The sequence below is a fragment of the Nocardiopsis sp. LDBS0036 genome, from assembly GCF_041228755.1.
Classification (GTDB): Bacteria; Actinomycetota; Actinomycetes; order Streptosporangiales; family Streptosporangiaceae; genus Nocardiopsis; species Nocardiopsis dassonvillei.
Map to the genome: position 1 here is coordinate 25,220 of NZ_CP141103.1, position 22,964 is coordinate 48,183.

Consider the following 22,964-nt stretch of genomic DNA (forward strand, 5'->3'; position numbering starts at 1 on the left):
TCCGCAACGGTTCTCCTGGGACCGGGTGGATATTCTTTTCCCGTTCCCCTCGCGTCAGGGCTCGTTCCGGGGGAGGCCGCTCCGGCGCTCGGAGGCGAGGCCTGGTGGCGGCGGGTCGGAGGCTGTGCGCCGCTGCCTGCGGGCCGGTGCCGACCGGCTCCGTTCACCGTGTTCGGGGGAGCGTGTCCGGAGGCGAAGAAGGGCGGCGGGCGGAGCGGATCACGCCAAGACACGGGTCCGCGATCGGCCCCGGGGAAAAGGGAATCCATTCCCTGTTCTGTGGGAATTCGCCTACTGGATTCGAGGAGTACACCCCGGCGTGCCGAAGCCGGGCCCGGTCACTCCGGTTCTTCGAAGTAGCGGACGTAGGCGTTGGACTGCGCGGCGCACTCGTCGAATATCCGCTCGCCGGACCAGCCGCGCGTGGCGCGCAGGCGCGGGATCGCGTCGGCCGTCTCCGGGTCGTGGGCGGTGAGGGTGCCGTCGTCGTGCAGCGTCAGGAACGGCCGTGTCCACTGCGTGCGGCGGTCCTGGGCGTAGAGCACACGGGTCACCGGTCACCCCCTGAGAACAGCCCGGTGGTTCCCCGCGCGTTGTGGGCCAGCTTGTCGAAGCGCTCCATCATCTCGTCGAACCAGTCGGACCGGCCCAGGCGGGCGAACTCGCCGGAGAGTCCGGCGAGCCGGGCCCGCAGGAACCGGATGTCGGCACGGGTCAGCGGGTTGGCGATCCACGCGTTGGCGTCGAAGTCGTAGAAGGGCCGCATGCCGTTGGTGTAGGCCAGCCCCTCCAGGTCGGTGGGGTCCTCCGGCGTGTACTCGTACTTGAACCAGGCCTTGCCGTGGTCGATGCCCGCCACGCGCCCGTCGCCCTGGTCCAGCCAGTTGCCCGGGTTGCGGTCGCCGTTGGCGATCAGCAGGTCCAGCAGGCCCAGCACGTGTCCGTCCCGTGTGTTCAGGAGCGGGGATCGCGGGTTGTCCAGGTGGGCGAACCCGGATTCGCCGTTCATGAAGTGCATGAACACCTCGGTCTCACCGATGCGCAGGACACCGGGCACGTTGGCGCCGATGGCGCGGCCCACCAGCGAGGCGAGCTGTTCGGCGTCGGCGCGGTCGCGGGCGAAGGTGGCCCCTTCGGTGTCCTTGTAGACCGCCTGCGCGCCGTTGGCGAAGCGCATGAGGGTGGTGCTGCCGTCGGAGCCGTCCTCGACGAGCGCCTGCTGGCTCACCACGTCGAATCCGGTGGTTTCGGCGAGGTCCTCGACACCGGCGAAGGTCCCGTTCCACAGCATGAGCGCCGCGATCCGCTCGTCCTGGTCACCGTCCCGGTCCTGCGCGGTCTCCTCGGTCGAAGCCGCGGGCTGCTCGCCGTACGCCGCCGCGGAGGGGTCATGGAACCCGGTGGTGTACTGGTCGTTCTCCCCGTCCGCGGATGTGTCCCCTCGCTGGCCCGGGGCCCCGGTCATGGGGTAGGCCACGATGTCGGTCAGCGAGCTGGGCAGGGGGCGGTCGCTTCCGAAACCGGAGTCCAGGAGGCCGAGGGGGGCGTCCAGGGATTTCGGGTCGAGGAAGCTGAGGGGACCGCTTCCGTAACCGGAGTGCTTGGGGTCCAGGGAGTCGAAGGCGTGGTCGTCCCGGGCCCACAGGGGCTTGAACTGGTGGTCGTCGTCGAACGGTGTGCGGAAGGGCCGGTCCTGGACCGGTGTGTCGGGGGAGTCGTACAGGGACAGGTCGTCGTCGGAGACCAGGTCCGGAACCGCGTCCAGGTCCGGGGCGGAGTCCGTGTCCGAATCGGTGTCCGAGTCCGAGTCGGGGAACGGGTCGCGCTGGTCCGCGGGCGCGCTGCCGCGGGGGCCCCGGCGGTCCTGGCCGTTTCCGCGCGAGGAACGGCCCTCGCCCCCGCCTCCGGAACCGCGCCCGGTGCCGGAGCCGCCCCCGCCGTCGGAACGGTCGTCGCCGCTGCCGGACCGGTCGCCCTCGCCGCGGGAGCGGCCGCCTCCGCCGCCTCCGGTCCGGTCCTTGCCAGAGCCCTCGCCGCCGGCGCCGTCCTCGTCCCCGCGTCGGTCCTTCGGGGGGCCGTCGTCGGAGGACGTCCTCCCCGGCTCCACGGCCGCGTCGATCCTCTCCAGCAGCCTCCGTACGCTGTCGGCGCGCTTGCGGGCGCTGTCGGCGATCTTCCCGGCGTCGTCGCGGGCCTCCCGCGCGGTCTCCGCGGCCTCCTCCGCGCGCTCGGCCGCGGTCTCCGCCTTCTGGGCGGCCTGCTGCGCGTACTCATGGGCGCGGCGGGCGTCGGCGGCGGCCGCGTCGGCGGTCCTCACGGCCGAGTCGGCTGCCCTCCGGGTCTCCTCGGCGATCCCGCGTGCCTCGTTCGCGCGGGCGGCGGCCTCCCGGGCCTCCCGCGCGGTGGTCTCCGCCCTGGTGCGCAGGTCCTGTGCCTGCCGGGTCAGCCGGTTCGCGTCCTCGGTGGCCCGGGCGGCGCGCTCCGCCGCGTCGCGGGCGGTCTGCCGGGCCTCCTGGGCTCTGGCCCGTGCGTCCTGTGCGGCCCGGCGGGCGTCGTCCTGCCGGGTGTCCGTCGTCCTCGCGCGGTCGTCGGCCGTGTTCGGCGCGGTTCGCGACCCCGTGTCGCCGGGGGCCGTGTTCGGCGCGTTCGTCGTCCCCCGGGTGCCGGTGCCGCCCGGCGCGGTACGCCCGCCGGAGGAGGTCCGGGAGGCGTCCGCCGCCTGGGCCGCGAGGTCCGCGGTGGTGCGGGCCGTGCGGGCGTCGGCCTCGGCCTGTGCGGCGTTCCCGGCCACCTCCGCGGCGTTCGCCCGCACCTCGTCGGCCCTGGCCGCCGCCTCGTTCGCGGCGGCGCGGGCCTCCCCGGCCGCGCCGGCGGCCCGCCGGGCCGTCTCATGGGCGTTGCGCGCGTCCTGGGCGGCCCGGTCCGCGCTGTCCCGGTGTTCGGACGCGCTGGTGCTGAGCCCCTCGGCCCAGGTCCGCAGGGCCTCGGCGTCCGCGGCCGTCCGGTCGGCGTTCGCCTTCGCGGCGTCGGCCTCCGACTTCGCCTTCGCGGCGTCGGTCCGCGCCGTCTCCGCCGCGTCCCGGGCGGTGTCGGCCCGCTCGGCGATGTCCTCCAGGTCGGAGACCAGGCTGTCGGCCTCCTCGCGGGCCTCCCGCGCGGCCCTGTCCCGGGCGTCCTGGGCGGCCGGGTCGCCGCCGACGGGCCGGTCCCGCCCGGACAGGCCCTCCACGGCGGTGCTGAGCGCCCGGTACCGCTCGGGGGTCGCGTCGAGTTCGTCCACGAGGTCGGCGACGGCGTCCTCCTGCTCGCCCGCGGCCTCCCGGGCGCTGGTCGCCGAGGTGTCCGCGTCCGCCGTCTCGGAGACGGTCGTCCGGACCCGTTCGATGAAGGCGTCGCGGTCGGGTTCGGGCATCCTCGCGCGGGCGTCGTCGCGGGCGGTGGTGAAGGCGTCGCGGGTGGTGGTGGCGTCGGTGTGCGCCGTGTCCGCCGCCGTGCGCGCGTCGCGTGCCTGCCGTTCGGCCCCCGGTGAGGGGGCGCCGTCGGTCCCGGACGCGGGCGCGCCTCCTTCCGTCCCGGCGGCGGGTGCTCCGCCCTCAGAGCCGGTGAGGACGCGGGTGCCCTGCCGGATGTCGGCCCTGCCGTGGTCCAGGGAGGTGGAGAGGCCGTTCGCGGCGTCGCGTGCGTCACGGGCCTCCCGGATCGCCGTGTCCGCGGTGTCGGAGGCCTGCTGGACCCGCGCGTCCACGGTGTCCGTGTTCTGCTCCTGTCCGTCCCGGAGGCCGCTGGAGCCGCCGGGGTCCCGGACGGGGGTGTCGGGCTCCGGCGCACGCAGGTTCAGCTCCGACATGAAGCGGTCGACCAGTGTCTGGTTTGCCCCCGAGGGCGCTGGCGACGGGTCCGGCGGGGTCACGGTGACGGTCGGCTGGGGCTCTCTCGCGGCCGTGGTGGTGCCATCGGTGTTGCCGGTGGTCGTCGTGGTTCCGGAGGTGACGCCCCTGTCGCCGGTGGTACCGGTGGTCGTTTGGCCAGCGGTCGTGTTTCCGGTCGTGCCGGTCGTCGTGGTGACAGTGTTCCCGGTGTTCCCCGTCCTGTTGCCGGTGCTCCCCTCGGTCCCCGTGGTCGTGTTCCCGGTGACCGGTGTGCGGGTGGCCGTCCCGTCGCCGCTGACCGCGTGCACGGGGGGAGCGGTGCCGCCGTCCGGCCCCTGACCGGCCTCCCCCAGCGTGGTGCGCGTGGTGTTCACGGTCTCGACCAGGGCGTCGATCTGGCGGTCGAAGTCGCGCAGCGCCTCCTTGTACTTGTCCTCCTGCTCCTTGTACGCGCTCTCGGCGCTCTCGTCGCCCGGTTCGGCGGCGAACCTCTCGGCCAGGCCCTCCAGCGGTGCCCGGGTGTCGGCGTACGCGGCCTCCGCCTTGCCGAACTCCTCCCGCGCCTGGTTGAGCCGGTCCATGGCGGGGGCCATGCCCTTCGCCTGGTCCGGCGTGAGGAAGCCCATCGCGATGGCGTCGGCCTCCGAGAACCAGCCGGCCATCCTGACCGTGACGTCGTCCACGCCCCAGCGGGTGGGCCGGGAGTAGAACGGGGTCGGCGCCAGGCTCGGGTCGTTCTGGTGGAAGGCGGCGGGCGCCTTGAGCTTGCTGCCCGCGGCGAACGCCCAGGTGGCGTCGTACTCCACCAGGTAGACGGGTCCCTGGCGGAGCTTGTCGGACTCCTGGTAGCCCTTGACCGCCTGGTTGGAACCCCTCTCGGAACCGTGGGACGAGCTGGTGTTCACGGCCGCCGAACCGGTGTGGATGCCCTCGTGGCCGTCGTAGGGGACGCCGCCGGTGGTCAGCCCGGACGGGCGGAACTCCCCGCCGCGGCCCTGGCTCCCGCCGTGGGAGTCGCCGGCGCTGTTCGTCCTGGGCTGGACGCGGGAGTCGCTGAGCTGGCTGCCCGGCAGAGCGTCCAGGATCTTCGCCCCGCGGTTGCTCGGCACGACCTTGGCGCCCCACTCCGTGCGGCTGATGTCGGTGAACTGCACCCCCTCGGAGTTGCGCGAGGCCGACGGGTACACCGCCTTGAGGGCCTTGTCGCTGAGGCTGTGGTCGATCTCGTTGTACACCGGGTCCTGGCCGTAGGCGTCGGCGAGGTAGGCGCGCGCCGCGTCCGCCGCGGCCCGGGTGGGCTGCCCCCCCTCGGGGGTGCCGGGGGGCGGCTGCCAGCCCAGGGACTGCGCGATGACGACGTTGGCCTTGTCGCGCAGCGCCTGTCCGCCGTCCTGCACCATGGCCGGTTTGGTGATGGCGCTGTCGTTGCCGGGCCGGGGACCGGCGTCGTTCGTCCAGGCGCGCAGGGCCTCGGACACGGACGCGTGGACGGGGGCGGCGGGCCGCCGCGTCGTGCCGCCGTCCTCCGCGGTGGCGGGGGCTCGGTCGTTTCCGGTCGTGTCGGTTCCCGTCCGGTCGCCGGTGGCGTCCTCGCCCTCCGGGGCCGGAGCGGTGTTCCGGTCGGCGGGAGCGGTCCGCGTGGAGCCGGTGCCTTCCGTGGACGTGGTGACGGCGGGGGGAGGCGCCGACAGGTCGGCGCCGGTGCTCCGCGCGCCGTCCCCCGTGGTGGTCGCGGTGGTGGTCGTCGCCGGGGGGTCGAAGGTCATGTACGCGAACGGGTACAGCGTCTCGACCCGCCCGCTGTCGGCGGTGCCCGTGTACGTCGAACGCGGCGGGTTGCCGTTCTCCCCGCCCTTGGGCTCGCCGAGTTCGAGGGTGAGGGTCAGCCTCGTGTCCGCGCCGACCTTGGCGTACGGGGTGTTCAGGTGCAGCTCGGTGGTGCGGGCGTCGTCCTGTGACTGCCCGGAGGAGCGCCCGTCGTTGCCGGAGGAGGAGACCGCCCCGGCGGGGGCGCCGAACAGCGGGCGGTGCTCCGGCTGACCCTCCGAGCCCTGGTCGTCCTGGGCGTAGGGGAGGGGTTGCAGCAGCACGCCGTCCGCGCCCACCGTCGTCCCGGTCCCCCTGCTCCGGGAGTCCGCGTCGGTCGCCTTCCACGTGTGCGACTCGATGTAGTAGCCGGACTGGCCGACGTACGAGACCTCGGTGCGGCTCGGGTCCCTGGTCAGGTTCACGTAGACCTTCGCCGGGGTGGCCGAGCGCATGGCGTGCGGACGCGAGTCCGAGGTGGGCTCCGGCCCCAGTGCGCGGACCTTGACCGGCACCGGCACGGTGGAGTCCGGATTCTGACCCAGGTGCGTGGTCAGTTTCTGGAGCAGGAGCTCCCGGCCGCCGCTCGTCAGCTCCAGTCCGTTCGAGGCGAGGTCGTTCACCAGCTCCTGGATGGCGGCCTCGGGGTCGGCGGGCTGGATCTGCCTGCCGTTGTCCTCGAACCCGGGACGCACCCGCGCGTTCTCGGGCTTCTTGGGGTTGGGCTGCGGGCTCAGGTCCACTCTGTCGCCGTCGCGCGTCGCCTGATCCAGCACCAGCCCCTCCTGCTGGGCGTCGCGGGAGTGCACGTAGCCCGCGAGCAGGTTCTGGACGGGGGCGGTCCACCCGTGGAACAGGGTCTTCCAGTTCAGGGGCGGGCCGATGGTCCAGTTCTTCGTGAACTCGATCGCCTGGGTGAGGCGGCCGGAGGCGCGGAAGGCGTACACCCTGGTGTTGTCCGGGATGAACAGCACCGACGACGTGAACGAGGTCGACTGGGTGTGCGAGGTGCCGCGGGAGAAGAACGTGCGGGAGAGGGAGGTCCCGAACACCGGGATCGGTCTGACGGCCTCGTTGGGCAGGGAGTCGTCGGAGGGGTGCGGGTTCGGGTTGCGGGTCCCGCTCCCCCCGAACCTGAGGCCGAGGCCGCCGGTCAGGGAGGAGGTGGTGGACAGGGTCACCTCGCTGCCGCCGTTCCACCGCATCTGGGCGCCGACGGGCCGGAAGTCGGTGACGGTGTCGATGTCGACCCTGGTGGCGACGGTGGCGCGGACGTCGTGCGGTGACCAGAGGCCGCCGCTCATCTCCTGGCGGATGCGGGAGCCCGACGGCGTGGTCACGCTCCTGCTCGCGGCCAGTTCCTCCGCCGACAGGTGGTTCTCGAACTGCCGGCCGCCCCCGGAGGAGTCGGAGAGGAACGACTCCAGCTTGCGCCGGTATCCGTCGTGGAGGCCGCTGCGCGTGTCGGAGAAGGTCCGGTAGGTCTCCTCCAGCAGCCCGCGCATGCCCCGGCTCCCGGCGTCGAAGTGGGTGTTCACGCGCTCGAAGGTGCCGCCGATGCGGCGGATCGCCTGGGCGCGGGCCTGGTCCAGGGTCAGTGGGCCCTGCTGGGGACGGTTGGACGGGACGTCGTCCCCGTCCCGGTCGCCTCCCGTCCGGGTGTCCTCCGGCGTCGTCCCGGTGCTGGTGTTCGTGGTGTTGCCGGGGGAAGCCGGTGTGGTCAGGGCGGCGGACCGGTCGGTGCCGGTGGTGTTCGCGGTGCCGCCGGGAGGAGGCGGTGAGGTGAGGGCGGCGGGCTGGTCGGTGCCCGTGACCGTGGTGGTGCCCGCGGGAGGCGCGGTGGTGGTCTGGGAAGCGGTGACGACCTCGGTGCCCCCGCCGAACAGGCGTCCCCAGGTCTGCACGACCCCGTCCCGTACGACGGTCCACCGGCCCGCGCGGTCGTCGCCCGCCGTGCCGTCGGCGCTGATCCGCGGGACGAAGCTCCGGACGATCATGTCCCGTGCCTGCTCGGGCGTGAGCGGTTGCCGGACGCCCGTCGTGGCGGGCGCCGTGTTCCCGGTGGTGTCCGTCTGGGCGGAGTCCCCCTCCCGTGCGGCGGTGGCGTCGGTGGCGGCGGTGGTCTCGGGGGCGTCGCGCGTCTCCCGCCCGTCGGAGGAGGTGGCGGTCTCGCCATCGCGGGTCGTGTCCGCGGGGCCGGACACGGTCTGCGCAGAGTCGGAGGCCGTCGGCGGAGTCTTGGGGGTGAGGAGGACCATCTGGGCGTCCATCCCCTTGCCCAGGAGCGGGATGCCGTGTTCGCGCTGGGGCCGGTCGTCGCGCGCCATCCCGATGTCGTCGTGCTCGAACAGCCGCGCGGTGAAGCGGGTGCGGGACGTCCACACGTCGGAGTCCCCGTTGAACAGCACCGTCTCCTCGGAGCTGTGCGAGAGGCCCTGGCTGGACCCCTTGCCGTCGTTCAGGGACGCGTTCAACGCGACCGAGGGGTTCCCCATCACCCGGGGGACGCCGCGTGCGTCGGCGCCCGCGTCGGTGCGCACGCTGGCGCCGACGTTGACACCGAGCGAGTGGCTGACGCTCGACCCCTTCGTGGTGGTGATCCCCGCCGAGCCCGCGAACCGCGCGCCCCCGCTGGCGGTCGTGTCGAACTGGTGCTCCAGGCGGTCGAAGTCGCCGTAGACGCGCACGGTCACCGTCTCGGGACGGCCGCCCCTGTCCTTGCGGATCATCTTCGGGTCGATGACCGCGGATTCCTTGAGGCGGACCGGGACGCCGTTGCCGGGCAGGTCGGGGGCACCGCTCCTGAGCCCGGACTCGGAGAGCGCGTTGATGACCTTCAGGGTGTTCTCCCGCGCCACGTCCACGTTGCGGCGCAGACCCCAGCGCTCGCGGAAGCTGCGGACCGCGTCCGACTCCATGTGGCTGGGGCGGACGGCGTAGTCCTTGCCGGTCCGCGCGAGGTCCGGGATGACCATCCCGGGGCGCTTCTCGGCGATGTCGCTGAGCACGCGGTAGGCCAGGTCGTCGTAGAACGGGCGCTGCGGTGAGGGAGGCGTTCGGGTGTCGCCGTCGGCGCCGTTGTTCCCGGTGCCTTCCGTCGTCCCGCCGTTGTCCGCCGGGACGGGTGAGGGGAGGTGGCCGAAGCCGCGTACGGTGGCCCCGCTCAGGTCCGTGGGGCGGTCCACCGCGAGGTTCGGGAACGGGGGGCGGGGCGGCGCGGCCGGTCCGTCGGCCGGGGACGGGGGCTTGGGGAGTTCGCCGTTGAGCTGGCGGGCGTCCTCGACGGTGAGCAGTTCGACGGAGTCGCCCTCGAAGCGGTGCGGTCGCGGCTCGCCCTGGATGTGGACGTAGAAGTCGCGCTTGACGTCGTAGGCCGCGTGGCCGGACGGGGCGTGTACGACGTGGCTGCTCGTCCCCGAGGTGTTGAGCGCGGTCCCCGTGCTCTTCTCGAAGGTCGCCGAGTACTCCACGAAGGGCAGGTCGAGCCGGACGCTCTTGCCGTTGGGCAGTTCGAGCCAGATGCCGAAGCCGCCGCCGATCGAGCCGGACGCCACGCTGGAGTGCTTCACGCTGGAGGAGTCGCTCTTGACCGCGGTGTTGCTGTGCACGAAGTCGGCCAGGCCGGGGGCGAAGTCCTTGCGGTCGTACTGGGTCGGCACCGACCACATCCGCATGATGCGGGGATGGCTGCCGGGGATCTCGATGCGGATGTGCGCGGAACTGTTGGACATCTGCGGCAGGTACTGCTGCAACCGGTCGTTGTCGAAGGTCGCCTCGATCCGCGCGCGGTACTCGTCGTTGCGCTTCTCCTTGCCGGAGGGGGTGCGGCCGCCGCCCCGGTTCCCCTCGGGCGGGGGGAGGATGTGGTCGGCGAGCCAGGTGCCGAGGGTGCTCCCGCCCGGCCTGCCGCCGCCTCCCGTGGTGGCGGTGCCGCCGTGGCGGTCGCCTCCGCCCCTGCGGTCGGTCCCGTCCCCGCGGTCGCCTTCACCGCCGCGGCCGTCCTCTCCGCCGCGGCCGGTCCCGCCGTCGCCGGACGCGGTGCTCACACCGGTTCCGGTGCCGGACACCGCCGGGGCAGGGGAGAGGCGGGTGATCTCCAGCGGGTGGCCGGTACCCGTGAACGGCCGGTTCACCGGCTCGTGGTGACCGTTCGCGTCCTTCGGTCCGTTGTCGGGCACGATCCGCCGGGGGGCGTCGGAGGTCACCACCTCGCCGGGCAGGTTCATGGCCAGCCCGTTGTACGCGGTCCCCTCCTGGACGCGCGGCGCGGTGAGGCCGGGACCGGTGACCGACGCCCTCATGCCGAGGTCTCCGACGTAGACGTTCGGGGCGCCGAGCAGTTCGATGCCGCTCGCGGCGTTGGCGCTGGCCGAGGCCGATCCGGAGGTGCCCCGGACCCTCGCGCCGCCGCGCCCGCCGACGGCCGCGATCGGCCCGGCGTCGTTGCCGTCGACGCCGGTCACGTAGAAGGGGCTCATCGTGAACTTGCCGCCGACGGTCTTGCCCGCGCCGCGCGACCCGCCGTCGCTGGAGTCCACCCCGGGCCCCGCGTCGTTGAGCCGCAGGAACCTGGAGTCCCCGCCGCCGCTCAGGGCCTTGGCGTCGACGTGGTAGAAGTCGTCGCCGAGGGAGCGCAGGTCGATGTCGGCGCTCCAGGTCTGCCCGCCCTGGGTGGTGTTGACGGTGCGCCCGCCCTCGCGGAGGAAGGGCCGCGGCCCCTCCCTCGTGAGGATGTCGACCACGCCGTCCACGATTCCCTGCCGTGCGGTGTCGGGCATGCCCGGCGTGTTGGCCAGGACGTCGTCGACGAACCCGGGCAGGTGCTCGGCGAAGAGCATGTGCGGTCCGAGGAGGTTGGACGTGGTCAGGTAGCCCAGGTCGTAGCTCTGACCGCTCCGGTCCGGCACGAAGCCGCCGTCGTAGGTGAGGGCCGGAAGCGGCGGGGGCGGCGGTGCGCCCTCCGGAGGGGCCCCCTCCGGTGATGTGTCCCCCTGGCGGACGGGTGGGTCGGTGTCGGGGGGGCCGAGCGGGATGTCCCTGCTGGTCCCGCCCAGGGGGACGGGGCCGGTGTCGCCGCTCGGGCCCGCGGGGGGCGTCATGACGGTCATGACGGTGATCGGGTTCCCGGGGCGCAGCAGGTCGGCCTGCATCCGGGCGAAGTCGCGGTAGTTGAGGTAGGCCTCGTTGGCTTCGCGCTGCGTCTGGTAGGCGCGGGCGCGCAGGTCGGCGGCGTCGGGGCGGCCCCGGCTCTCGGCCTCCCGGCTCTGGCCGACCAGGTCCTGGGCGCGCTGGTAGCCGTTGAGCGCGTCCTTGATGCTGGCCGAGGCCATCTCCCCGAGCCGGATCGCGGTGGTGATCCCGTCCGACACGGCCTGGGGGGAGGGGCGGCCGCGGCCGCCGGTGTTCGCGGCGGCGGAGCGGTCCTGGTCGCCTCCGCCCCGGGAGCGGTTGCCGTGGTCCGGTTCCGTGCCGCGGCCCCTGTCGCCGCCCTCGGTGCCGGGACCGTGCTGGTCGTCGGAGCGGTCACGGTCCTGGCCGCTCCGGTCGCCGCCGTCGGCGCTGTTGCCGTTGTCGCCCGAACCGTCCTCGTCCCGGCCGCCGTCCTTGTCGTCGTCCTTCTCCCGGCCGTCGTCGGAGGACGTCCTCTCCGGCTCCACGGCCGCGTCGATCCTCTCCAGCAGCCTCCGTACGCTGTCGGCGCGTTCGCGGGCGCTGGTGGCGATGTTCTCGGCGTCGTCGCGGGCCTTCTCAGCGGTCCTCGCGGCTGCCTCGGCGCTCTTGGCCGCGGCCTCCGCCTGCTGGGCGGCCTGCTGCGCGGACTCGTGTGCGCGGCGGGCGTCGGCGGCGGCCGCGTCGGCGGTCCTCACGGTCGCGTCGGCTGCCCTCCGGGTCTCCTCGGCGATCCCGCGTGCCTCGTTCGCGCGGGCGGCGGCCTCCCGGGCCTCCCGCGCGGTGGTCTCCGCCCTGGTGCGCAGGTCCTGTGCCTGCTCGGTCAGCTGCTTCGCGTCCTCGGCGGCGCGGGTCGTGGTCCGCACCGCGTCGCGTGTGGTCTGCCGGGCCTGCCGGGCCCGCTCCCGTGCGTCCTCCGCGGTCCGGTGGGCGGCGTCCTGCCGGGTGTCCGCCGTTCCCCGGGCGTCGGTGCCGTCCGATGTCGTCTGCCCGCCGGGGGAGGGCTGGGGAGCGTTCGCCGCCGCCCGGACCGCGCGGTCCGCGGCGGTGCGGGCCGCGCGGGCGTGGTCATCGGCCTGCTTGACCCTGTCGGTGGCGGCCTCCGCGCGGGTGCTCACCTCGGCGGCCCTGTCCGCGGCGGCGCGGGCCTCCTCAGCCGTGTCGGCGGCCCTCTGCGCCTCCTCCGCGGCCCTCTGCGCGTCCTGGGCGGCCCGGTCCGCGCTGTCCCGGTGTTCGGACGCGCTGGTGCTGAGCCCCTCGGCCCAGGTCCGCAGGGCCTCGGCGTCCGCGGCCGTCCGGTCGGCGTTCGCCTTCGCGGCGTCGGCCTCCGACTTCGCCTTCGCGGCGTCGGTCCGCGCCGTCTCCGCCGCGTCCCGGGCGGTGTCGGCCCGCTCGGCGATGTCCTCCAGGTCGGAGACCAGGCTGTCGGCCTCCTCGCGGGCCTCCCGCGCGGCCCTGTCCCGGGCGTCCTGGGCGGCCGGGTCGCCGCCGACGGGCCGGTCCCGCCCGGACAGACCGTCCACGGCGGTGCTGAGCGTCTGGTGCCGTGCCAGGGCCCCGTCGAGGTCGTTCCCGAGCCCGGCGACGGTGTCCCTGTGCTGGTCGGCGGTCTCCTGCGCGGTGGCGGCCGCGCTCTCGGCCGCCGTGGCGGCCGTCTCGGCCTGTTCGAGGGAGGCGTCCCCACGGGGTGCGGGTCTCGTGGTGAGGGCGTCGTCGCGGGCGGTGGTGAAGGCGTCGCGGGTGGTGGTGGCGTCGGTGTGCGCCGTGTCCGCCGCCGTGCGCGCGTCGCGTGCCCGCCGTTCGGCCCCCGGTGAGGGGGCGCCGTCGGTCCCGGACGCGGGCGCGCCTCCTTCCGTCCCGGCGGCGGGTGCTCCGCCCTCGGAGCCCGTGAGGATGCTGTTGCCGTTCCCCAGCTCGGTCGTGCCGTTCCCCAGGGCGGTGGAGAGGTCGTTCGCGGCATCGCTTGCGGCACGGGCCTCCCGGTCAGCGGTGTCCGCGGCGTCGGAGGCGCGCTGGACCCGCGCGTCCACGGTGTCCGTGTCCCGGACGGAGGTGTCGGGCTCCGGGGCGACGAGGTTCAGTTCCGCACGGAAGCGGTCGGCCAGTGCCTGGCTCGGTCCCGTGGGCGCGGGCGCCGGGTCCGGTGGCGGGGTCACGGTGATGGTCGGCTGGGGCGCGCTGGTGGTCGTGGTGGCGCCATCGGTGTTGTCGATGGTCGTGGTGTTTTCGGAAGTGACCCCTGTGACGACGGCAGTGCTGTCGGTGCCGGTGGTCGTGTCTCCGGTCGTGCTGGTGGTCGAGGTGGTGTTGGCGGGGGCCGGCGCACGGGTCGTCGTCCCCCCGCTCGACGGGCGCCCGGGGGGAACGGTGCCGCCGTTCGTCCCCTGGCCGAGGCCCCCCAGAGCGGTGCGCGTGTCGTTCAGGGTCTGGATCAGGGCCTTGATCTTCTGGTTGAAGCTGGCCAGCGCCTTCGTGTACTCCTTCTCCTGGTCCTCGTAGGCCTTCCTGGCGCTCTGCTCGTCCGGCTTGTCGGCGTACTTCTGGGCCAGGCCCTCCATCGGGGCCCGGGTGTCGGCGTACTCGGCCTCCGCCTTGCTGAACTCCTCCTGCGCCTTGTGGATGCCGTCCTTGACGGGTCCCAGGCCCTTGACCTGGTCCGGAGTGAGGAAGCCCATCGCGATCGCGTCGGCCTCCGAGTACCACTTGGCCATCCGGATCGTGGTCTGGTCCACGATCCATCGGGTGGGCCGGGAGTGGAGCGGGGTCTGCGGAAGGCTCGGGTCGTTCAGGTGGAAGGCGGCGGGCGCCGTGAGCTTGCTGCCCGCGGCGAACGCCCAGGTGACGTCGTGCTCCACGAGGTAGAAGGGCCCCTGGCGGAGCTGGTCCGACTCCTGGTAGCCCTTGACGGTCTGGTTGGAGCCCGACGAGGCCCCGTGGGACGAGCCGGTGTTCGCGGCCGCCGCGCCGGTGTAGATGCCCTCGTGGCGGTCGTAGACGGGACTCTCGGTGCTTATCCCCGCGGGGCGGAACCCGCCGCCGAAGCCCTGGCCTCCGCCGTGGGAGCTGCCGGAGCTGTCCGTCCGGGGCCGGACGCGGGAGTCGCTGAGCTGGCCGTCCGGCCGCGCGTCCAGGATCTTCGCACCGCGGGTGCTCGGCAGGGCCTTGGCGCCCCACTCGGTGTGGTTGCTCCGCACCACCCTGTCGATCCACCCGGGGAGTTCGATGTCCTTGAAACTCACCCCCTCGGGATCGAGCGAGGCCGACGGGTCCATCGCCTTGATGGCCTCGTCGCTGAGGCTGGCGTCGATCTCGTTGTAGACCGGGTCCAGTCCGTAGACGTCGGCGAGGTGGGCCCGCGCCGCGTTCGCCGTCTCCTCGGTCGACTTCCCCTCGGGCGGCTTCCAGCCGGCGGACCGCGCGACGACGATGTTGGCCTGCTCGCGCAGCGCCTTTCCGTAGTCCTGCACCATGGTCGTCAGTGCGAGGGCGGAGTCGGTGCCGGGACGTGGACCCGCCTCACGGGTCCACGTGCGCAACGCGTCGGCCTGGGAGGCGTAGATGGGTGCTCCGGACCGCCGCGTCGTGCCGCTCCCGGTCCGGTCGTCGGCGGTGCCGGTGGTGTCGCCGCCTTCCGGTGCCGGAGCGGTGTTCCGGTCGGGCGGAGCGGTCCCGGTGGAGCCGGTGCCGTCCGTGGACGTGGTGACGGCGGGGGCCGGCGGAGGCGACAGCGTGTCGGTTCCGGTTCCCTGCGTGCCGCCTTCCGGGGTGTCCGCCGCCGGGGGGTCGAAGGTCATGTACGCGAGCGAGTACAGCGTGTCGACGCGTCCGCTGTCAGCGGTGACCTCGTAGGTCGATTTCGGCTTCCTGCCGCTCTCCCCGCCCTTGGGTTCGTCGAACTGGAGTTTGAGTTTGAGGGTCGTGTCCGTGCTGACCTTCGCGTACGGGGTTTTCAGGTGCAGCTCGATGGTGCGGGCGTCGTCCTGGGACTGCCCGGAGGAGCGCCCGTCGTTGCTGGACCCGGAGATCTCCCCGGCGGGGGTGGTGAACAGGGCGCGGTGTCCCGGCTGTCCGTCCGGCCCCTGGTCGTCCTGGGGATAGGGCGGAGGTATCAGCAGCGCGCCGTCCGAGCTCACCGTCCTGCTGGTCTCGTCGCTCCGCGAGTGCGCGTCGGTCGCCTTCACCGTGTGCGACTCGATGTAGTAGTCGGCCTGGTCGACGTGCGAGACCTTGGTGCTCTTCGGGTCCCTGATCAGTTCCACGTAGAGCTTCCCCGTGAAGCTCGAACGCTGCGGCCGCGGCTTCGAGTCCGGGGTGGGCTCCGGGCCCAGCGCGCGGACGTTGAGCGGCAGCGGGGCGGTGGGGTCCGGGTTCTGGGCCAGGTGCGTGGTCAGCTGCTTCAGCAGGGCCTCCCGGCCGCCGCCGAGCGTCAGCTCCAGTCCGTTCGAGGCGAGGGAGTCCACCAGGGCCTGGGCGGCGGCCTCGGGGTCGGCGGGCTGGATCTGCCTGCCGTTGTTCTCGAACCCGGGACGCACCCGCGCGTTCTCGGGCTTGTCCGGGTTGTCGTGGGGGCTCAGGTCCACGCTGTCGCCGTCGCGGGTCGCCCGGTCCTGGACCATCCCTTCTTCCTGGGCGTCGCGGGAGTGCACGTAACCCGAGGCCAGATCCGAGACCGGACGGGTCCACCCGCGGAACAGGGTCTTCCAGTCCAGGGTCGGGCCGATGCTCCAGTTCTTCAGGGACTCGGTGAGGAGGGTGATGCGGCCGGAGGCGCGGAAGGCGTAGGCCTTGGTGTTGTTCGGGATGAACAGCACCGACGACGAGAACGTGGACGACTGGTTGTGCGACCTGCCGCGGGAGAAGAACGTGCGGGAGAGGGAGGTTCCGAACACCGGGATCGGCCTGACGGCCTGGTTCGGCAGGGAGTCGTCGGAACCGGGCGGGTTCGGGTTGCGGGCTCCGCCCCCGCCGAACCTGAGTCCGAGGTTGCCGCTCCGTGAGGAGACCGCGGACAGGGCCGTCTCGCTGCCGCCGCCCCACCGCATCTGGGCGTCGACAGGGCGGAAGTCGGTGACGGCGCCCATCTCGGACCTGGTGACGTTGGTGACCCGGACCTTGTGCGGTGACCAGAGACGGCTGCTCATCTCGTGGCGGGAGCGGGAGCCGAACCGGCTGGTCGTGCTCTTGTCCGTGGCGAGTACCTCCGACGACAGGGACTGCTCGATCCGCTGACCGTTCCCGGGCGACCGGGAGAGGTACGACACGCGCTTGCGCGTGAATCCGTTCTCGGAGAGGGCCCGGTACACCTGCTCCCGCAGTCCGGGGGTCTGGTCCCTGTCGCCGAAATGGGTTCTCACGTGCTCGAAGAAGGCACCGGCGCGGTGGAGAGCCTGGGCGCGGCGCTGCCCCAGGGTCGGCGGGTCCTGCGGCGGCCGGTCGTTCGGGGAGTCGTCCCCGCCCCTCTCGCCTCCGGGGGGAGCGGTCTCCGGCGTCGTACCGGTGGTGGTGTCCGTCGTCCCTCCGGGGGGAGGCGGCGGGGCGGGGAGGACCGTCTGGTTGCCGTCGGCGCCCGTGACCGTGGTGGTGCCCGCGGGAGGCGCGGCGGTGTTCCGTGAGGGTGCGGCGGTATCGGCGCCTCCGCCCAACAGGCGTCCCCAGGTGTGCACCGCCCCGTCCCGGACGGCGGTCCACAGGCCGCCCCGCCCGGCGCCCGTCGGGGTGGGCCTCAGGGTGAGCATGTCCTTCACCCGCTCGGGCGGGAGTGCCTGCCAGTCGTCGGTCGTGTCGGTGCCGGTCGTGTCGGTCTCGGTCCGTGCGGGGTCCGGGGCGGTCGGGGACGTCTTGGGCGTGAGGAGGACCACCTGCGTGTCCATCCCCCCGTCTTTCAGGAGCGGTGTCCCGTGTTCGTGCTGGGACCTGCCGTCGCGTGTCATCCCGAGGTCGTCGTTCTCGAACAACCGGGCGGTGAAGCGGGTGCGGGACGTCCACACGTCGGAGTCCCCGTTGAACAGGACCGTTTCCTCGACGCTGCGGGAGATGCTCTGGGCGGAGTCCCTTCCGAAGCCCAAGGAGGTGAACAGCGCGACCATCGGGTTCCCCAGCGTGCCGGGAACACCGCGTGCGTCGCCCCTGGCGTCGTCGCGCACACTGCCGCCGACGGTGAAACTCAGCGAGTGGTTGAGGTTCGACCCCTTCGTGACGGTGACGCCGGACGAGCCGGTGAACCGGCCGCCCCCGCTGGCCGTCGTCTCGAACTGGTGTTCGAGTTTTCCGAATTCGCCGTAGACGCGCAGGGTCACGTGGTCGGGGCGCAGACCCCTGTCCGCGCGGACCGTCTTCCCGTCGATCACGGCGGTTTCCCTGAGGCGGACCGGGATGCCGTCGTAGGGCAGGTCGGACTTGCTGCTCTTGATGCGGGACTCGGAGAGCGCCTCCCTGACCTTCTGGGTGTTCTCCCGCGCCACGTCCGCGTTGCGGCGCAGGCCCCAGCGCTCGCGGAAGCTGCGGACCGCGTCCGGCTCCATGTGGCTGGGGCGGACGGCGTAGTCCTTCCTGGTCCGCGCGAGGTCCGGGATGACCATACCGGGGTGCTTCTCGGCGATGCCTTTGAGTACTTCGTACGCCAGGTCGTCGTAGAACGAGCTCTCCGGTGAGTTGTACGTCTTGGTGTCGCCGTCGGTGCCGTCGTTCCCGGTCCTGTCCGTCGTCGTGTTCGCGGTCCCGGTGTCGTTGGTCCCTGTGTTCCCTGTGGTGCTGCTTGTGGTGTTGGCGTTTCCGGTGGTGCCAGTGGTTCCACTGTTGTTTTCCGGAGCGGGCGGGGGGACGTGGCCGAACCCGAGCACGGTGGACCCGCTCAGATTCGTGGGGCGGTCCACCGCGAGGTTCGGGAACGGGGGCCTGGGCGGCGCGACCGGTCCGTCGGTCGAGGACGGGGGCTTGGGGAGTTCGCCGTTGAGCAGGCGGGCGTCCTCGACGCTGAGCAGTTCGACGGAGTCGCCCTCGAAGCGGTGCGGTCGCGGCTCGCCCTGGATGTGGACGTAGAAGTCGCGCTTGACGTCGTAGGCCGCGTGGCCCGACGGGGCGTGCACGATATCGCTGATCGCCCCCGAGGTGTTCAGGGTGGTGCCCGTGCTCTTCCTGAGCGTCGCCGAGTACTCCACGGCGGGTGCTTCGAGCCGGATGCTCTTGCCGTCCGGCAGTTCGAGCCAGATGCCGAAGCCGGTGCCGATCGAACCGGACACCGTGGTGGAGCGCTGCACGTCGGAGGAGACGCTCTTGACCGTGGTGTTGCTGTGCACGAAGTCGACCAGGCCGGGGGCGAAGTCCTTGCGGTCGTACTGGGTCGACACCGACCACATCCGCATGTACCGGGAAGGGCTCCCGGGGATGTCGATGCGGATGTGCGCGGAACCGTTGGACATCTGCGGCAGGTACTGCTGTACCTGGTCGTTGTCGAAGGCGGCCTCGATCCGCGCGCGGTACTCGTCGTTGCGCTTCTCCTTGCCGGAGGGGGTGTGGTCGCCGCCCCGCTTCCCCTTGGGAGGGGGGAGGAGGTGGTCGGCCAGCCAGGTGCCGAGGCTGTTCTGCCCCGGTCTGCCGCCGCCGCCCGCCGTCGCGGTGTCGGTGCTGTCACCGCGGTCGCCGGAGGCGGTGTCCCCACCGGTTCCGCCGTCGGATGCCGGTGGGGCCGGGGAGAAGCGGGTGATCTCCAGCGGGTGGCCGGCACCTATGAACGGGCGGTTCACCGGCTTGTGGTGCCCGTTCGCGTCCGTCTTCCCGTTGTCGGGCGTGATCTGCCGGGGACCGTCGGAGGAGACCGCCTCTCCCGGCAGGTTCATGATCAGCCCGTCGTACGAGGTCCCCTCCCGCACACGCGGCGAGGTGAGGCCGGGTCCGGTGACGGACGCCTTCATGCGCAGGTCGCTGACGTAGACGTTCGGGGTGCCGAGCAGCTCGATGCCGGTACCGGAGTTGGCGCTGACCGAGGCCGTTCCGCCGGTGCTCCGGACCTGGGAGCCGCCGCGTACGCCGATGGAGAAGATCGGCCCGGCGTCGCTGCCGCTGACGTTGGCCAGGTAGATGGGGCTTCCCGTGAACTTGACGCCGACGGAGCCGCTCCCGTTCTGGGAACCGGATTCGCTGGAGGACACCCCGGGTCCGGCGTTGTGGAGCCTCAGGTGCCTGGAGTCCTCGCCGCTCAGGGACTCGGTCTTGAAGTGGTAGAAATCGCCGTCGAGTGAGCGCAGGTCGATGTCGGCGCTCCACGTCTGCCCGTCGTGGGTGGCGCTGACGGTGCGCCCGCCCTCGCGGAGGAAGGGGCGCGGCCCCTCCTTCGTGAGGATGTCGGCCACGCCGTCCAGGATCTGCTGGCGTGCGGTTTCGGGCATGTCCGGCGTGTTGGTCAGGACGTCGTCGACGAACCCGTGCAGGTGCTCGGCGAAGAGCATGTTCGGACCGAGGAGGTTGGACGTGGTCAGGTAGCCCAGGTCGTACGGCTTGCTCCGGTCCGGGGTGAAGGTGCCGTTGTAGGTGGGGGCCTGGGGCTCCTGCGGCGGGGTCCCCTCCGGCGCTGTCCCCTCCGGCGCTGTCCCCTCCGGCGGTGTGCCCTCCGGTGCGGTCTCCTCCTGGTGAACGGGGGAGTCGGTGTCGCGCGGGCCGAGCGGGATGTCCCCGTCGGTACCGCCGAGGGGGACGGGTCCGGCGTCGTCGCTCGGGCTCGCGGGAGTCTCCAGGACGGTCATCACGGTGACCGGCTGGTCGGTGCGCAGCAGATCGGCCTGCATCCGGGCGAGGAAGTCGTAGGTCCGGTAGGCCTCGTTGGCCTGGCGCTGTGCCTCGTAGGCATGGGAGCGCAGGTCGGCGGCGTCGGGGCGGCCCTGACTCTCCGCCTCCCGGGTCTGGCTGACCAGGTCCTGGGCGCGCTGGTAGCCGCTGATCGCGTCCTTGATGCTGGCCGAGGCCATCTCTCCGAGCTGGATCGCGGTGGTGATCCTGTCCGGCGGGGTCTGGGGGGAGGGGGTCCTCTGTCCGTTGGCGGCCGCGGGAGCGGGGGCGGACGGATCGGCCTGAACGGGCGGGGGCGCCATGGCGGGCGGCGGGACGGGCGCGGCGGGAGGAGTGCCGTCCTGCTCCTCCGCACGGGGCGGCGGAACGGCGTCCCGGTCGTCCCGGGAGTCGGTCGGAGGGGCGGGTTCGGGGGAGCGGTCGTCCAGCGTCCCGGGGAGGGGGTCGCTGTCCTCGGTCTGCGGCGGCGGTCCGTTCTCCGTCCTGACGGTGGTATCGCTGTGGTCGGCGCGTTCGTCGGCGCGTTCGTCGGCGCGTTCGTCGGCGCGTTCGTCGGCGCGTTCGTCGGCGCGTTCGTCGGCGCGTTCGTCGGCGCGTTCGTCGGCGCGTTCGTCGGCGCGTTCGTCGGCGGCGGGCGGCGAGGGCGGCGGACCGTCCTCCGACTCCGTCCGCTGCTCGGAAACGCTCACGGTGTCGGGGTTCGCGTGCTGTTCGTTCGTCGGGCTGCCGTGGTCGTCCTGCCCGGTGGTGTTTCCGGTGGTCTGGGTCTGGGGTGTGGGGTCTGGGGTGGGGGTCTGGAGGTCGTCGCCGGTGGTCTGTTGTGCGGTGGTGTCGGGGGTGGTGGTGTCGTTGGTGCGTTGGGGTGAGCGTTCACCGCCGCCGCGCTCGGAGGACGCGGGGCGCTGGCCGGTGTCGGGGGCCGGGTTCTGCGGGGCGGGTGAGGGTGGTGGAGCCGCCTGGCCGACCGGGGGCGCGACGGCGACGGGGGCGGTGTTCTGCTGCTGCTCCTGTTCGGGGGCGGAGCGGTCGCCGGTGTTCCCCGTGTTGGGCGCGGTCTGCTCGGTGTCGGGGGGTGCGGCCGCCATGGGGTTGTCGGGGACGATGGCGTTGAGGAAGTCGGCGGCCAGGGGGCCGTTGTCCGTGCCCGTCCGGAAGGGGTCGTGGCCGGACCCGGGGTGGGGGGAGTCCACCCCGAGCGGCTCGTTCCGCGGCCCCGGGATGGAGGGCGCGTCGGGGCCGGGCCCCTTGTCCGTCTTGGTGTTGGTGGTGTCCTGCTGGGGGGTGGCCTCGTCGGTGTCGAACAGTGAGGCCTCGTCGTCGCTGTCGTAGGGCGAGGAGTTCTCGTCCCGATCGAAGACGGAGGATGTGTCGCTGTCGGAGTCGCTGTCGTACAGGGATTGTTCGTCGTCCCGCGAGGGCGGGGCGGGTTCGCCGTCGCGGTCGTCCGTTTGCTGGGTTCCGTCGCCGGGTGCGGGTGCGGGGGAGTTGCCGCTGTTGCGTTCGGGGGTTCGGTCGCCGTTCTGGCCGGGGTCGTCGTCCCCGCGCCACCAGGGGTCGGTTGCGCCGGGGTCGGTGCGGTCGTCGGTCCGGTTGTCGGAACCGTTGCTCTCGGTCTGGGGCGGGGGTGTGTTGAGGTCGGGTTTGTCCTTGTCCTTGAACAGGTCGGCGCCGTGCAGGATGCCGTCGGTGGCGCCCTGCTGGATGCCCGCCTGGGTGGCGCCCGCGGTCGCGGAGTAGCCGGAGGCCTCCCAGCCGCGTCCGTCGGCCATGCTGCCCAGGCCCTCGCCGAGGTAGCCCTCCAGGGCTCCGGTGCCGATGCTGCCACCGGTCTGCTGGGCGTAGGTGCTGGTTTTGGAGAAGTAGTCGTTGAGGGGCTGTTGGAGGGTGACCGGTACATCGGAGAGGTGGTCGCGTGTGGAGGGGGGTAGGCGGTCGCCGATGGTGTCGCGCAGGTGCTGGGCGAGGTTGGGGTCGGTCCAGTTGCGGGCGAGGGTGTCGGCGTAGTCGCGTCCGAGGTCGCGTGCTGCGGCGTCTCCGATGTGGTCGCCGAAGTGGCGGGCGAACAGGTCGGCGAACTCGTTGCGCGCCGCGGCGGCTTTGGCGGCGTTGTCGAAGACGCCCGCGCCGATGGGGCTTGCGGGGTTGTAGGGGACCAGGAACTCGTCCTTGTGGCGGACGAAGACCTCGGCGAGATCCTTGTTCAACGAGGGCGGGGGCAGCGGCCCGTCCTTGGGGGCGGGTGTGGTTTCGGGTGTGGTTTTGGGCGCGGGGGAGTCCGGTCCCCGGTCGGGGTTCGTCGCTGGCGGGTCGTCCTTGACCGGGCCGGAGGGCGGCCCGTCCGGCCCGCCGCCGGGCGGTGGTGGCGTGTCGGTGTCGCGGTTGGGGTTGCCCGGGGGCGGGGTGTCCTTGACGGGACCTCTGGGGTCGGGCGGGGGCCCGGTGGGCGGTCCGCTGGGCGGCCCGTCGGGGGTCTCCCGGATGGGCGGTCCGGTGGGGGGTCCACCGGGCCCTGGTTCGGGGACGGGTCTGGTCAGGGGCGGTGGGTCGGGGAGGTCGGTGATGCGGGCGACGCGGTCGTTGAACAGGTCGGTGAGTTGTTTGCTGAAGAGTCCGTCCATGCCCGCGGAGAAGACGGCGGACAGGGCGCCTTCGATGGTGGCGCCGATGTGGGCGCTGCGGGTGAGGTTGGGGTCTTTGTGGTGGCGGGTGCCTCTTCCGATCTGGATGCGTTGGATGATGCTGTCCATGCTGGCGAAGATCTGGCTGATGATCTGGTGGCCGGGCACGGTGATGAGCAGCCAGGTCAGGATGCGGCGGATGGCCAGGCTGCGGATGGCCTTGAAGATGGGGATCCACTTCAAGGAGGCGCCGAAGGTGAACTTGGCGGTGGCGATGGCCCAGGCGATCTCGGCCAGGAGTTGGACGAACTGGCCGATGACCATCATGTGCATGTACTCGACGTTGGCGCGGGCCTTGAAGAGTTCGCTGGACATGGTGGCGGCGTTGGAGCGGGCGGAGCCGACGTAGTCGTTGTCGCCGGTGGTGAACTGGTCCAGGGAGTGTTCGTAGTTGCGGGCGGTGTTGCCGTTGAAGTGGCGTCGGGCGTGGACGCGGCTGAGGTCGAACAGGTCGTCCAGGACTTTGACGCGTTTTTCGAGGGCGGCGTAGACCTCCGAACCGCGACCCAGGGTGTTGATGCTCGCCTTGGGGATGGGGATGCCGGTGAGGACCTCGATCGCCTTGCGTTGGGAGGCGCTCATGTTCTCGTCGAACGGCATGCGAGCCCTCCCCCCTCCACGACCGCTCCCCCGGGAGAGATGAAAATAACACTATTGCAGC

General features: G+C 72.7%; 2 protein-coding genes. Both read right to left on the reverse strand.

Features of this window, described 5'->3' with window-relative positions; genetic code table 11:
* Window positions 1–338 precede the first annotated feature (338 nt).
* Complete coding sequence (locus tag UIS43_RS00025; protein ID WP_370012122.1) at window positions 339–554, reverse strand: hypothetical protein; 216 nt, start codon at window positions 552–554, stop codon at window positions 339–341.
* Window positions 551–22,903, reverse strand: a complete 22,353-nt coding sequence (locus tag UIS43_RS00030) for a hypothetical protein (protein ID WP_370012124.1) — start codon at window positions 22,901–22,903, stop codon at window positions 551–553. Before UIS43_RS00030 ends, UIS43_RS00025 begins: the two co-directional genes overlap by 4 nt.
* Between the last annotated feature and the right edge of the window lie 61 nt (window positions 22,904–22,964).

Excerpts from the sequence above, each read along its gene's own strand:
- UIS43_RS00030 (WP_370012124.1), bottom strand. The coding sequence starts at position 22,903 with ATGCCGTTCGACGAGAACATGAGCGCCTCCCAACGCAAGGCGATCGAG.